Here is a 14,995-nt window from a genome sequence, read left to right on the forward strand (position 1 = left end):
ATAGATCTTCCCTATGCTTAAGCAACTCTCAACTTTATTCATTTTCATGTATGTTCTATTGACAATGTGTTACATCTAAAGGCAACAGTATGCAGTTAATCAACGTGATATTTTTAATCAGATCAGGGTGATCTTGTAATAGGAGAAACCACTAGTAGATTTGAACTGATAATAGTAGATAAACAACAAAATTGCGTGTCGTTTTAATCTGAACATGTCTAAATTCAAGCTCTCTTAGTTTTGTTACCTCAACTAAAGGAGCTTGAACCAGTTTTAAAATTTAAGCTGTAGCCAACACGATAGATAGTGGTTATCTCCAAAAAATCACCAAGTATCGCTAGTTTTTTTCTTAGTGTCATAATTACCATGTTTAATGAATTTTCCCCTACGTAAGAATCAGGCCAACCAACTTGGGTTAAATGCTCTTTGGTTAAATGTACCTCGCTATGAGCAAGCAATTCTCTTAAAATTAAGAATTCACTTCGACTAAATCGCTTACTTATGGTTTTATTTTCCTTAGGGTCAAAGAGCTCTGCTTTCAACGATCCTTCATGTAATTGTAATTTCATTTTCTATAACACCAGATTCTTATAATTGAGAACTATTATTCAGCGGTTTATACTCACTAACAATGTCTGCTATTAGTTATCATCTCGTGTAATGCCTAGTTTGGTTTCTTGTACTATCACGTTATATATTGAACGAAATGATACTTATTTTCGTTAACTCTTTAGGCCGCGTGCTACTGATAAACTCAGAATGGCATTTGGTCTTAAGCTCTTCTACGTTTGTCTGATTGCTAACCGGATTTGATGCACAATCTAATGTTGGAACCTTACCAACCCACCTGACAGTAGCCTTTGAAGCAGATACATCAAATGAAAATAAAATCGTTAATACAGTTATTACAAATAGGTATGAGTTCATCATAGGCACCTTGTTTTATTGTTTTTGTTGAATGCCAAGTATGGGCGTTGATCTAGCAAACCGTAAAATAAATAGTTATAAATATTTATTTGAAGAATGAAGCCGAGGAGGTGTTAAGTAAACGGATTGTTTTAAGGTGATGGAGTTGTCGTCGAATGGTTTCAACATCACGGAACAGGTTAAGTTTCAAATGGTGGCATCTGCCGTGGCGCTAGTATTCAATTGTTTTAGATTATCTAATCTAGAAATCATATTGTGCATGCACACTGTTTAAAATAAATATTTGTACGACTAAAAATACAAGGTATCTAGCGCCGCGTATCCAATATTCGGCCAAAATAAACTTCAAATAGTGGCTGGTTTTAGAAATTACCATTTATTCAATAAGACCATAGAAGGGCATTATTAATATAAATTTTCAGAAAGTGCCATTATGCAAGTAAGTAAAATAAAAATACTTAGATGCTATATTTTTTTGAAGAATGTGAGTCAAAATGTCAGTTCAATTATCATGGTCAGGTCGAATAATGATGTATGTTATCGATGAAAATTTATTTACGAAAGCTATCGGTGTCAGTTATCAATCTCCACAAGGAAAAAGGTTTCGTCAGATTGCGATAAGAAGCCTGCAGAAGGTCGAACAAGATATCGCACATAACCAAGAGTCTACTAAACATCTTGCTCATCGTATTAGAGGCATAGCACTATCATGTGGTGTTGTCGACATCGGAAGAATTTGTTCAAAGATAGAGCTATATGATTCAGTCATTAGTGATCATTTGGCACAAAAAGCATTAAAAGATAGCGTTAATATATTGATCCATCTTTGTGAAGAATAGGGGGTGTAAATTGTTATTAAAAAATAGAATTATTATGATGAACGCTTCAATATTAGTGATTTTTGTGGCCCTACTTATCTATTCAGCATTTCAAATAGTTCAAATAACTTCAAAAAATCAGTTTGAAGACATAAGAGAAAGTATAATCAGTTATAACGAACAGTTACTTTTGACTTTTGTTAAATCGCAAAGTATTACTTTAAATAAGGATATACAATTAATCAGTGAAGAAATTCATCATGTGTCTCTGGACTTTGCTCATGATTTTTCTGATGAAAAAAAAACGGATGAATTACGTAACAATCAAATTACTCTTTTGAATAATAATCTTAAGTCTTTTATTAATAATGTTAGTTTTATTGATATGAACAATAATGTAGAGACGGTTATTAATGATGGCGTGTTGGAAAACTTTAAAAATAAAGTCAACCTAGAAAAGCTTAAAAAATATCAAGATTTTTATATAGAAAAAAGAGTTTATAGAAGATCTATCGATAAGTTTTTCATGTATATAAAGCCAGAGCACTGGGCCAATTCCTTGCTGAAGTTTGAATTAAATTTAGATTATTTTTCTGACTCATTGACTTTTGAAGATATGATAGAAAAGCTACAATATCGCTATTTCTTAGTGGATGATCAAGGGAATTTGATTGCTTCCAATTTAAGACAAAACGCTATATCTATTATGGAACATAATATACCATTAGAAAAACCAATGTCGAATGTTGCTAATAAAATAATGTCGAATGGTACAGGAAGCTTTTCAATTAATACGGACGAAGGTGTTTACAACATCACTTTTTTTAAAAATGAAAACACAGCTTGGCGATTAATTTTGGTTACACCTGAGTCTGTTGTTCGATCTAGCTTCTCAACAACCAAAGAACTACTTCTTTCAGAAGATGGTTTGTTATTGGAAAAATTGTTCATTTCCACAATTGCGCTTTTGCTGTTATCTCTGTCCTTCAACTATGTAGCAATTAACCGACTTATAGCCCCGATTTCAAAGCTTATTGACCAAGCGAGGTCTCTCAAACGAAGAGATTTTACTAAAGCTACTAGTCTTGTACTCAGTAATGGTGATGAAATAGAACAACTATCGAAAGCTTATTGTGAAGCTGGGGAGCAAATTAAAGTGCTTATCGAAGGCTTAGAAAGTGAAGTTGATGAGCGAACAAACCAATATGAGATAGCAACTAAAAAAGCAAAAGAAGCAAATAAGCATAAGTCGATATTGCTATCGAATGTCTCTCATGAAATACGCACACCGCTTAATGCTATCATTGGTTATACTTATATGTTGAATAAGAGTGGTGCTATGGACTTAAAACATAAGTGCCACTTGGATGGAATATCCGCAGCTAGTCATACTATCCTTAGTATTGTTAACGATTTACTCGATTTGGAACGAGTTCAGGCATCAAACTATACTTTACATTCAAAATTAGTTTCATTACCTAAGCTACTTGATGATATTGAAATGACATTTTCACTACTCGCAGTAAATAAGGAGTTAGAATTAATTGTTCAAAGTGTAGGTATAGGTTATTCATCAACCATATATATTGATGAGTTGAGATTTAAGCAGGCGATTAGTAATATAATTTCAAATGCGATAAAATTTACAAACCAAGGAAGAGTAGTACTAACGGTATCAGTCGAAATGCATCAAGGTAATAAAAAAATAGTTTTCTCAATTGATGATACAGGGGTTGGTATTCCTGAAAATAAAATTGAATCAATATTCAATAATTTTGAACAAGTAAATCATGATGACCAGCAATTTGGTTTTGGACTTGGATTAGCTATTACACGTGCTATTGTTGAACTTATGGAAGGCGTGATAACGGTAGCTAGCGAAGTAGGTAAAGGTACTGGTTTCAAAATATATTTGCCTATTGATATCCTTTATGAAGCGAATTTGATTTCGGACATCCCTATAGCTAGGGATACGGTTACCACCAGAAGACATAATTACTCGGAAATGAAAGCCTTAGTAGTAGATGATGTTGAGTTTAATCGAGAGATCCTACAATTTCACCTGAATGAGTATGGGTTTCAATGCATTCTAGCGAGTAGTGGTCAAGAAGCTCTTGAACTTATTAAAGATCAAAAGTTTGATGTTGTATTGACGGATATTTCAATGCCCAAAATGGGTGGTATAGAGTTAGCAACAAGATTGAAAGATCTTCAACATGATTTACCTATAATAGCGGTTACAGCAAGAGCTACGGTTCAAGAGGAATCCCGAATGAATCAGTACTTTGATTGTTATTTGACTAAGCCTATTGACGAGATGGCTCTGACTAATGCTTTGAATTGTTCTCTCTTTGGAGGTTCTTGTTAGTCGAAAGTTTGGCGTCATTAGTATTGTTTACGTATTACAAGTAGATCAATATTAACTATATTTTCAATTAGATCTTAAGTCTCCATGAACTGCAGGGTTTGACACGTTTTTATGTTAGTCAATAACGGTTCTTTGGTTTTTAAAATCAGATTCAATTTATATACTCTTATAATCGTATGCGTTAATGGACTAGTTTGCTGCGTCGCTTTGCTTTTTTGGGCATTTTGTAAAAATAAAATTCATACTTGCCCTTAGCTTGCTGTCAAAAATAAATAAAAATAAGCTAAGTAAACGTTGAAATGAGAGGAATTAATTGATGTTGTTCGGAGATATAATTCGTTCATTCCGCACTAATAATGGATTGTCGCAAACAAATTTTGTTGATGTTGTTCAAAGAAGTAACTTTAATTTCAATAACTTAGATGTAGTTACTCTGAGTCGATGGGAAAGAGGAGTAACCACTCCTCATCTTAAGCGTCAAAACGAGCTCTTAGATCTATTGGGAGTGAATATCTTCGAGGTATGGGAAACTAACGACGCGACTACCATTTTAAATGGATTTAAAAATAAATTAAATAGTAATGGTTACATTGATACGAATGCTAATTTTGAAGTTGAAACGACAATTATAAATTCAATGAATTCACATTTGCTAGGCGAATTCCTAAATTTTATCAATGTTATATTTGAATATGAAGATAATTTGATATTTGTAGAAATGGTAGAGCTTGGGCTTAGTCGCAAATCTATTATCGAGAAGATATTAAATCAATACAATGGAGAATTAACTTTGGTTTCAGTGAATGGTCAATTAATTGGTCACTTGTTAAGTTCGAATTATAGTCTATTTTCTGATTTCATAAAACAAAAACAATTCCCAAAAAATGAAAAAGTTAATTTAGTTATAACTTTTAATTGTACTCATTACTTGTCATTTATAAGTACAATGGGGCGAGAGGCTTATAAGTTTATTCAAAGTTTGAACCCAAATACTAAGTTTTTTGTTTTATTAAAAAACAAAAAGATGTTTGATTTATTTTTTTTACTTGGATTTGAATATAGAAGCATAGCGACTGATAATAATTCTATGAAAGTAATGCATTCGGATTCAAAGAGAATGAAATCTAAAAGGGCTTGGATGGATATCATAGCTAATTACAAAGGTGATGATGATGAGTAAGACAGTACTAATTGTAGATGACGTCGAGCTTTCACGAGAAGTTATAAAAAATGCCGTTATGTCTTTGGAGCAAAAAATCAATGTTCAATTTGCGGAAAATGCTTTTGATGCGATGAATAAAATATATGGTGTTTCATTCGATTTGATAATAATGGATATTATGATGCCAAACGGAGATGGCTTTGAGTTGTTAGGTATGATGTCTCACCATGGGGTTACGTCTAAGATTATGATTACGTCAGGTCTAGATAAATCAATAGTAAGTTCAGTAAGCATGCTTGGTAAATTATATGAACTGGATGTAATTGCTTCTTTGGTAAAGCCAATATGGTCAGATCAAATTTCACAATTAGTAACAGAGGCTCTATTCAATATCGAAACTCATTCACATACGAAAAATAAATGTTTTGCTGAGATTGATGATGATGATTTCCCCATAAGTTTAGTTTATCAACCTCAGGTTGTGTCAACATCAAGCATTATTTATGGGTTTGAAGTTTTGTCTAGATGGTCAGATGAAAATGGTGCACTTTTGCCACCAAGTCATTTTCTTCCTGTGATTGAAGAGCTAGGAAAGAAGAAGGTTTTTACAAATATAATGATAAAAAAGTTTATTCAAGATTATCGTCTGTATTTTAAAGATCTAAATAAATCAATTAGGTTTTCAATTAATATACCCCCTGATTTATTGACTGATGAAAATGTCGTTGAGCAATTAATTGACATATATAACCATGGTGTAAAACACACTGTTGTTGTCGAAATTACCGAGCAAGGATTAGAAGAAAATATAGAAAAGGAACTATTGGCTAATGTACTAAAACTTAGGTTAAGTGGTTTTGAAATATCGATTGATGACTTTGGGATAGAAGCTTCTAATATTGAGCGTGTTATAAAACTACCGATTAATGAGATAAAAATAGATAAAAAAATCACTTGGGGCTTACATAAACATATAGATTACATGCAAAAGCTCGATGAACTGAAAAAATTAGTTTCTGTGAAAAATGCTCGTATTGTTTATGAGGGAGTTGAAAATAGAGATACTAGTGAGTTTTTGGAGGGTATTGGTGGGTTTAATCAACAAGGCTTTTATCATGGAGTTCCATCTTCACCACATATTATAGTTAAAATGATAAACGACAAAAACTATTTTTTGCAAAACTCTTTGTGAAACATTTAAATTTACGATGTTTTTGAAATACTCAGAGCCAGCATAACTGGCTCTGAGGACGAACTAATTAAACATCGGATCTGCGATGTCTTTATCAGTTTCACCCCTAGCTAACTGCGTGATGTGGTTCGTATAACCAGATCATCACCTTGTTTTTACAGTCCAACCTTGGCCAATAATCTAAATTGCTTATGCAGCTTAAACGTCAACGACTATACCTATAACAAGGGCCCTATGGATGTTGTAGTTGTTATTAGTAGGTACTGCGATGTCAAATAATGCGCTTAAACCTTGATCGCATGGGTATCAGAATTTTCGTAAGCTAAACGTTAATTTGGCTTGAATACGTTGCCCTGTCTCTGAGGTCAAAGGGAAGTAGGTGAGAGCCAACAGTACAGCGACACCACACATTAAGATAAATAGACCTATTTTTAACTGTTTCATGAGAGTAAGTCTTTGAAGGTAATCTTGAAAAGATAAGTCAGATTGGCAGTAAAGTGAATGTAATCAATCAGAAAGTTTGAGTGGCTATCCTTTCTTATACGATCAAAAAGTGAGCATCGCTGCTCACTTTGGATTGATACAGAATCAGTTTTTCATCTGTTTACGACCAAACTGTCTCCGCCGATTACCAAACGATCTGGGAATCACTGCTTGATACCACTTGTTGTAATGGCGGTTGACCATCATAAAACCAAATTTCGACTAACAATGAGTCGTGATTGACTGGAGCCGTAAAGTTAGACGCGAAGACTCCGTTGTTTAATGAGCCAGCAATCACTTTACTTGAGTAGTCTGGTTTTAAGGTAGAGTCATCTCGTGTGCTGAAACGGCTATAAACAGTGACAAATGAGCGAGCGGTAGAAATACTACTGATGTCGATGTCGAGATCAAACTGCTCAACAGAGCAGTAATCAAAGCCATCGGGCACAACCACATCACTCATTGTATAGATTGGTGCCGCTGCTGCACTTGTCGCTGAAGATGTCGTTCCTGTTACTGGAGTTGAAGGCGCTGCTGGCGTCGACGGTGTTGCTGGAGATGGTGTCGATGAACTGCCGCCACCTCCACCGCCGCCTCCACACCCAACTAATATCAGTGGAGTGACAGCGAGAATAACAGTCAACGATTTCTTCATGTTCCAAGTTCTGTGTGCAGACATACCATCTTCCTTAGCTAGATTGTGACTCGAATCAACGCTGTGAGTTTCTCGATATTGTTTATTGTGAGTATTCATAACGTTTCTCCTTATGGCACGTAGCATTGGTTGTCTGCAGGTGATTCATACCATGTTTGGTTCGTGTCACCACCGGACTCAGCGTATTGTTTGAACTCAGGGTAAGCGGTAACAATATCCACGTACTCTAGCGGCCATTCCCACTCATCGGTTGACGTAATGATGAGTGCCCAAGGGTGGTTCTCTGCCGTTTTGAAATATTTACCTGTTGATGGATTACTGTCATCGACACCTAGCCCAGCTTCAAAGAGGTTATCGGTATCAAAGGCTTCCGTTGGTGCTTGGTCTGGCAGGTGAACTTCCCAACTGCGTCCTGGGTGCAGAGGTAGATTTTCACCGTGATAGTAGCCAGGTGTTGCAAAGATAAACGGGTCGTAAGGCATATCTGTCCATGTATCAGTACTAATTCCATCGCCTGATAAGCTGATACCTATTTGGAAAGAAAACTGCTCGTTGTCTTTGCATGAGTTACTGGTTCGATAGAAGGTACATGATGTGTCGGTTTTTGACGTTAAATCCTCGGCGGCAACAAAGATAGCCTCGCTGCGTCCGTCTTCCATATCTAAGTCAGTAAAGACACCATTGTGTTTCATGTAAGAGTTACCACTGTCTACCGAGCTTGGTGCAAGGTTTGGTAAGCGAACGGCGAAGCCATTTCTATAGGTTGCACCAACAGCAGCTAGGCGACCGTCGATGGTGGATTTCACGACTTTTCCGTCTTTTAAGATTTCTGTGATTCGATACATAATCACGGCATCATTCATATCGTAGTCGGCTTTATAAGGCCAGTTGTCTTCATACGCCAAGGTTGCGTAACCAGAAGCACTTGGGAAGTAACGGGCTGTGGCACCGTCATTAAGAACATCGACTTGAATATCGACCACCTCACCAGATGTAGAACCACCAAAGTAGCTCAGGTTGGTTTGTTGGCTGAATCTAAAGCGAGCCCAAGTCGTCCCTGTTAGTGCGTTGATATCGACATTTAGGAACAGGTCATTCTCACCCGCATCCAGTTGGTAGTCGGTAAATACTTGTTCGTTAGCACCATCGAAGCTGCCATCTTGGTTCCAGTCTATCCAAGCTGAAAGGTAACCGGTTGTTGAAGCTTCAATCACTACTTTTGAATCGAGTCCGGCTTCAAGTGCGGTAACAAAACCGATACCACCATTTGCCCATTCATCATCCACTCCAACGGTTTCATCTGATTGAGGTGTGACATAACCATCCAAATCCGCATCTGGAGGTGTTGTACCTAACCATGTGATGCCATCAAGTTCATGTCGAGGACCATTGCTTGCGAGAAGAGTCAGGTAGCTATCTGGCGCGTCACCGAAGTCGATATTTGAATCTTCATCTACAACAGGGGCATTAGCACAGCGAGCACCATCATTTTGGCCAGAAGCCGGGCCATTTGATACAAACTCAACGGCTGGAACAATCCCAGCTGCGATGTTGGCTGCGTTGTCTGGTGATAAGTTGATACGGTAGATCTTACCGTCTTGATTTCGAGATACGTAGTAGTAGCCATTTACATCGAAATAACCCGCACCGAATGTGCCGGTTTCTCCAGTATCACCGATGTAGGTTTCTGCACCCGTTGTAGGATTGAAGCTGAACAAGCCACCAGAGTTATTGTCGATACCATATAAAGAGCCATCACTTGGGTGGAAGGCAAAATCAGTCAACCTGACAGTTGCTGGGCTGCCTGCGATTTTGTTGACCGTAACGGTTGCATTAGGATCGGAATCGAGAGGGGATAGATCAACAGTGAACAGGCCCTTACCGGTGCGATAGAGGTAGTAAACATGGTCGTAGACATCACCTACATAGAAAGTATGGTCGGTTGGTAAGCCGCTAGCGCTAATTACTTCGGCTTGGAAATCCTGTCCAAGGCGAACTAATCGTTTGTTGGTGGTGTCGTAGCCATAGATATAACGGTCTTGGAAATCAAATCCGACTCCATTGATATTGGCATTCATCCCTGTATCGTCTTCTAGCAGGGTAGTTGAGCCGGTAACGAGGTTAACCCCCCAAACTTGCACTGGGGTGGATTGAAAGAGGTATGCCTTACTAGGGCAGGTATCGAATGGCGCTGCGTTGGCGACCAATGGCGCACATATTAGCAAACTTAACGTTGTAATTCTCATATCTACATCCTTGTCATGGAAGGTCTAGATACTTAATCAAGTTATGTGCCAGTTTTAAGTTGTTGATTTTTAATGTTTTTATTTTGATTGATTCGGGTTTTTATTGTTTTCTCAAAATGAGAACTCAAATGAAACTAATCTCTCATAGAGTATTTCAAATTGATAAAGCGATTTGAGAAACGGGTGTTGAGCTCTAAAAAAGCCCTGACTTTTAGTCAAGGCTTAGGTTTTCGATAAGAGGTGATACGAGTGAGTCTATCCGCACACCGAACAGTTAGGCATCTTCATCAAATTCATCTCACGCCAGCTGTGTGACATGGCATCGAGAATCAAGAGTTTACCTTGTTTTGGCTGTCCGAATTTTGCAATCACCTTAATCGCTTCTAAAGCCTGAGCGGCGCCAACCATGCCGACAACCGGAGCCATAACCCCCGCTTCCACACAACTTAGAGCAGCGTTGCCGAACAGAGCACTTAAGCACTGGTAACACGGTGCGTTTTCATCTTGATAAGTGAACACACTAATCTGACCTTCCATGCGAATCGCAGCACCAGAAACAAGTGGTGTTTTCGATGCATAGCATAAGCGATTGAGTTGATTGCGTGTTTCCACGTTGTCACTGGCATCAAGAACAAGCGAATGTGCTTCAATCAACTTCGCAAGATCCTCGTTATCAAGTCGGAGATCGACAGTTTCAATCGTCAGGTGAGGGTTCAATAGCTGAAGCGACTCAGCTGCAGATACCACCTTCTTTTTACCAATATCCGCATCGGTGTGAAGTACTTGGCGCTGCAAATTAGAAAGTTCGACAATATCATCATCGATGAGCGTGAGCTTACCAACACCCGCAGTCGCAAGGTATTGGGCGGAAGCACAGCCAAGGCCGCCAGCACCTAATACTAAGATTGAGCTCTGTTTCAGCGCTTCTTGGCCTTCAAAATCAAATTGTTTCAGGATGATTTGGCGGTTATAACGAAGCATCTCTGCGTCAGACAGTATTTCCATCAGCAAGCCTCGTTAGTAAAGCGTCGAGTTAAACAGTTGGATCTGAACCGTTTCGCCCACTTCTACGCGACCACGTTCACGTTCTAGCACCACAAAGCAGTTTGCCAAACTCATCGATCGGAAAGCCCCTGAGCTTTGGTTACCAGTTGTTTCAACAACAAATTGACCGTTTTCAATCGAGTAGATACCACGCTGGTAATCAGTACGACCTGGACCTTTTTTGAATGCAGATTTGGTGATAGCGGGAATAGATTCTGGCGCTGTCCACGCGGTATGACCCGCAAGCTTAGCCAGCATAGGTTGAACCAGTACGTACATGGTCATCATCGCCGATACTGGGTTACCCGGTAGGCCACAGAACCACGCATCATCCAATTCACCGAATGCAAATGGTTTACCCGGTTTGATTGCCAGTTTCCAAAAACCGATTTGCCCCAGTTCCTCAAGAATATCTTTGGTGTAATCGGCTTCACCAACACTTACGCCACCAGAAGTCACAACCACGTCTGCTATTTGCTGTGCTTTCTCGAACGTCTCTTTAAGCGTTGCAGGGCAATCTGGGATGATGCCTAAATCAATAGCTTCACAACCAAAAGCTTCAATTAACGGCTTAATGCCGTAACGGTTACTGTCGTAGATCTGACCGTCTTCAAGAGGTTGACCTAATGGCTTTAGCTCATCGCCAGTAGAGAAGAACGCGACTTTAGGCTTGTTTAGCACTGTCACATGGCTTACACCCAGTGAAGCAATCATCGGAATATCACGAGGTGTTAAACGTTCACCTCGGCTAAGAACGATATCACCTTGTTTGATGTCATCACCAGTAGGGCGAATATTATTGTTCAGCTTGATGTCGTCTTGTTGAATCTCAATACCAGCGTCAGTTTCGACCGTATTTTCTTGCATGATGACCGCGTCACAACCTTCAGGGATTTTTGCGCCAGTCATAATGCGAATACAGGTGTTTGTTGGCCATTCACCTTCGAACGGTTGGCCTGCAAAAGATTTGCCTGCTAATGGCAGTACTTTACCGTTCTCTAGGTCTGCTAAGCGTAATGCATAACCATCCATTGCTGAGTTATCAAAAGGAGGTACGAAAATAGGGGAAAGAATATCTTCAGCAAGGACATAACCTAATGCTTCTGCAAGAGGCAGAGACAGAGTCGTTTGGATTGGTTTGATTGGTGATAGCAGCTTATCTAGTGCTTCTTCAATTGGCATTAAGCCGGGAGCGTCGCAACAGCTCATAATTGAAATCCTTTGGTCGTTATTATTTTGATTTGGTGGCTGGCAGTAGTGATTCAATAATGATCAAATTAACACTATTCGCCAACGAAATTGCAGCCACTTTAGCATAGTTTAACCCCCGTAAATAATGACCTCCCTTAAAATATGGGTGTATTTATTCAAAATTCCGAGTATCCTTGTTTGCCATCCAGAAGGGGCAATAAAAGAGGAAGTTCAATGTCAGGTCTTAGCGAATCAGCGAAGTTGGTTAAAGATGCGCTAGCAAGCCGCGGATTAGAGACACCAATGCGTCCTAATCAGGTTAGCCGAGAAGAGAAAAAGGAACGAATCGAACACCATATGCGTGAGATTCTAACTCTCCTTGAACTTGATCTTGCAGATGACAGTCTGGAAGAAACACCACAACGTATTGCGAAAATGTATGTGGATGAGATTTTCTCTGGTTTGGATTACGCCAATTTCCCTAAAATCACCGTGATCGAAAACAAGATGGGTGTTCGTGAGATGGTACGAGTAAAAGACATTACCGTGACCAGCACATGTGAGCATCACTTAGTAACCATTGATGGTAAAACTGCAGTGGCTTACATTCCGCAAGGTAAGATCATTGGTCTTTCGAAGATCAACCGAATCGTTCGTTTCTTTGCTCAGCGTCCACAAGTTCAAGAACGTATGACGCAGCAAATCCTTGTAGCATTACAAACGCTACTAGAAACGGATGATGTTGCTGTAACCATGGATGCGGTTCATTACTGCGTGAAATCGCGTGGTGTGATGGATGCAACCAGTGAAACGACGACAACAGCACTGGGCGGTATTTTTAGATCAAACCCAGCAACGCGCCATGAGTTCTTACACGGCCTACGTTAATTCGCTGCATTATTAGATGAATTCAATTTAGCCTCTGTAAATTGAAGTTCGTTGAAAATATTCTAAGCCTCGCTTTATGCGGGGCTTTTTTGTATCTGTAGTATGAGCTTTCGCGTGCGTGGATTATAGATCCCCGACTCAGTCGTTCCTCCTTCTCGAGGGTGACGGAGAATTTCGCCGAGTTTGTTCAGGTGAACCTTGAGAATCGAGGGGGACCTTTTGTGCGCCTGTTTATCTGTGTAAGTGTCTAGGTGAAGCGCACTCAAGAAGTGTGGAGCACACACATTCGTCATTCCCTAAAGCGAGGAACGAGCGTAATAGGGAATCTGCTTTTTCGAGGAGAGTTGTTTGATTAGAACGGAAATTAGATGCGCTCTACAGAATCTATAAAGCGCAAATTAGGGTGCAGCAGCTGGTGGAATGCTTAAGTAAGATTAAACAAACGCTTAAAGCGATGAACAAAGCCTGATGGTTTGTTCTCAGCTTGATAGAGGTTCAAACCATCATAAAAGCTACCCATGAAATCGACTCGAATCTCGTCATCAGTACTTCTCGAAAGGCGAGACAACAACGTCGCGGTCGCAGCTGCATGATCATTCGCTAGGCTGTAATCCATTCCTAGTCGTCCTTGAATGAACAACCACAAATGCGTCACTAACTTCAATTGCTGAGCATTGGAGTTTTGAAATTTGTCGCCGTGTTCACTGCCTACTGTGCTATCGAAAACGCCTTGCATCGCCTCGCTGGCTTCTTTATTACTTTCAAAGCGGTAGCTCACATCGATATGCACTTTGGTTAACAGCCCAAGTAAGGTTTGTCGCTCTGAGTTGTCAGGCTTATTCTCACTAGCATGTTTGAAAAGCGCATGGTTTTCGTCGGTAAATGACTTTAACTCTTTTTCATAGCCAGTTGTCAGTGCTTTTACTGAATCGAGACCAGCGAGCTGCAAACAAGCTTCGAGCTTAGTCTGGCGCTGAGATTCAGTCTGAGCTTGGATCTCAGTCATTGCTCTGTAGCTCTTCCCAAGTGACTTCTGCAGATTGCGTGTCGCTGTTAACGAAAGCAGAGTTACCCGACAGCATCACTGAAAGGTCCATTGTACGTTGTGTCATTGCTGTCAGTTGCTCGATACCATCGTTATCCAGACGGACAATTTGAGCTTTCAGGTAACCGAACTTGCCTTTGTTTTGTTCCCACCAAACGTTCGACTTGGTGTTGAAGCTGAATACGCGCACAGACTTAGATAAGCGAGTCGCTTTTTTCACGCGCTCTGGATCAGGTTCGCCGACATCAATCCAGTCTAGGATTTGGTCATCTAACGACTTCTGCCATAAATCGGGTTCTTCAATGCTAGACAACCCTTTAGTGAACTCAAGTTCAGGAGAGGCATTGATACAGAAAGCCATGATTCGAGCCATCATACGCTGTTCTGTTTCAGAAGGGTGTTGTGCAACCGTTAGATTAAAAGAGTCGTAATAGTCGCGATTCATATCGGTTAGAGAGATACGAAACTTGTAGATTGTCGGTTTAAGAGCCATTGAGGGGGTGTCTTAGGTAGAAATAGTGAGGGGGAATATTACCTTAAATCTCTGAATAGCGGGTAAAAAAATAGCCAGCAGAGGCTGGCTATTTTTAGAAAGCTTTAAAATACTAAATTAAAGTACTTTGATGCTGTCAGCTTGTGGGCCTTTTTGACCTTGAGATACTACGAACTCAACTTTTTGGCCTTCAGCAAGAGTTTTGAAACCGTCGCCTGTGATTGCAGAGAAGTGTGCGAATACGTCTGGACCGTTTTCTTGTTGAATGAAGCCGAAGCCTTTAGTTTCGTTGAACCATTTTACTGTACCAGTAACTGTGTTAGACATGATGATATCCTAAAATTAAATTTTTATTTTGAGCCAATTGTGGCACTGATAGCGCGGAAAAGTTTATTGCTATTGCGTACAACACAACGGGGTTACTAGTAATCCAACGAAATGTTTATATACAAAGAACTTTCTTTCTAGCCGAGATGAAGTCTA

Annotated in this window: 13 protein-coding genes; 5 read left to right on the forward strand and 8 right to left on the reverse strand. The window is 39.4% G+C overall.

The window, feature by feature from the left end; all coding sequences use genetic code 11:
* Positions 1–248 precede the first annotated feature (248 nt).
* Entirely contained in the window at positions 249–569 is a 321-nt protein-coding gene (locus QUF19_RS23310; RefSeq protein WP_286300080.1) for a winged helix-turn-helix domain-containing protein, read from the reverse strand.
* An 852-nt stretch (positions 570–1,421) separates the two neighbouring features.
* Here QUF19_RS23310 and QUF19_RS23315 point away from each other — a divergent pair.
* The 4 genes from QUF19_RS23315 to QUF19_RS23330 all read left to right on the forward strand — a co-directional run bounded on the left by QUF19_RS23315 (position 1,422) and on the right by QUF19_RS23330 (position 6,467).
* Positions 1,422–1,766: an Hpt domain-containing protein gene (locus QUF19_RS23315; protein WP_286300083.1), complete on the forward strand. Its 345-nt coding sequence runs from the start codon at positions 1,422–1,424 to the stop codon at positions 1,764–1,766.
* A 34-nt stretch (positions 1,767–1,800) separates the two neighbouring features.
* Complete coding sequence (locus QUF19_RS23320; protein ID WP_286300086.1) at positions 1,801–4,113, forward strand: ATP-binding protein; 2,313 nt, start codon at positions 1,801–1,803, stop codon at positions 4,111–4,113.
* A gap of 316 nt (positions 4,114–4,429) precedes the next feature.
* Positions 4,430–5,293, forward strand: a complete 864-nt coding sequence (locus tag QUF19_RS23325; protein WP_286300089.1) for a helix-turn-helix domain-containing protein — start codon at positions 4,430–4,432, stop codon at positions 5,291–5,293.
* Positions 5,286–6,467: an EAL domain-containing protein gene (locus tag QUF19_RS23330; protein WP_286300092.1), complete on the forward strand. Its 1,182-nt coding sequence runs from the start codon at positions 5,286–5,288 to the stop codon at positions 6,465–6,467. Before QUF19_RS23325 ends, QUF19_RS23330 begins: the two co-directional genes overlap by 8 nt.
* 628 nt (positions 6,468–7,095) lie before the next feature.
* Here QUF19_RS23330 and QUF19_RS23335 read toward each other — a convergent pair.
* The 4 genes from QUF19_RS23335 to moeA form a co-directional block, all read right to left on the reverse strand.
* Positions 7,096–7,704 (reverse strand): hypothetical protein, encoded by a 609-nt coding sequence (locus tag QUF19_RS23335; protein ID WP_286300096.1) that lies wholly within the window; start codon positions 7,702–7,704, stop codon positions 7,096–7,098.
* An 11-nt stretch (positions 7,705–7,715) separates the two neighbouring features.
* Positions 7,716–9,851, reverse strand: coding sequence for an LruC domain-containing protein (locus QUF19_RS23340; protein WP_286300098.1), 2,136 nt, complete (start codon positions 9,849–9,851; stop codon positions 7,716–7,718).
* A 255-nt stretch (positions 9,852–10,106) separates the two neighbouring features.
* A complete protein-coding gene (gene moeB, locus QUF19_RS23345; RefSeq protein WP_286300100.1) occupies positions 10,107–10,856 on the reverse strand; it encodes a molybdopterin-synthase adenylyltransferase MoeB in 750 nt (249 codons plus the stop codon).
* Positions 10,857–10,868: 12 nt separating this feature from the next.
* Entirely contained in the window at positions 10,869–12,104 is a 1,236-nt protein-coding gene (moeA, locus tag QUF19_RS23350) for a molybdopterin molybdotransferase MoeA (RefSeq protein WP_286300102.1), read from the reverse strand.
* A gap of 216 nt (positions 12,105–12,320) precedes the next feature.
* On the opposite strand from moeA, the gene folE reads away from it, so the two are divergent.
* Positions 12,321–12,974, forward strand: a complete 654-nt coding sequence (gene folE / locus QUF19_RS23355) for a GTP cyclohydrolase I FolE (RefSeq protein ID WP_004731548.1) — start codon at positions 12,321–12,323, stop codon at positions 12,972–12,974.
* A 424-nt stretch (positions 12,975–13,398) separates the two neighbouring features.
* On the opposite strand, the gene QUF19_RS23360 is transcribed toward folE, so the two are convergent.
* The 3 genes from QUF19_RS23360 to QUF19_RS23370 form a co-directional block, all read right to left on the reverse strand.
* Positions 13,399–13,980: a hypothetical protein gene (locus QUF19_RS23360; protein ID WP_286300118.1), complete on the reverse strand. Its 582-nt coding sequence runs from the start codon at positions 13,978–13,980 to the stop codon at positions 13,399–13,401.
* A complete protein-coding gene (locus QUF19_RS23365) occupies positions 13,973–14,512 on the reverse strand; it encodes a YaeQ family protein (protein WP_286300121.1) in 540 nt (179 codons plus the stop codon). The genes QUF19_RS23360 and QUF19_RS23365 overlap by 8 nt, the downstream gene beginning before the upstream one ends.
* A gap of 117 nt (positions 14,513–14,629) precedes the next feature.
* Positions 14,630–14,839 (reverse strand): cold-shock protein, encoded by a 210-nt coding sequence (locus QUF19_RS23370; protein WP_010430417.1) that lies wholly within the window; start codon positions 14,837–14,839, stop codon positions 14,630–14,632.
* Positions 14,840–14,995: the final 156 nt, after the last annotated feature.

Origin of the sequence: Vibrio sp. FE10, assembly GCF_030297155.1 — a bacterium.
In the GTDB taxonomy this organism is placed as follows: Bacteria; Pseudomonadota; Gammaproteobacteria; order Enterobacterales; family Vibrionaceae; genus Vibrio; species Vibrio apostichopi.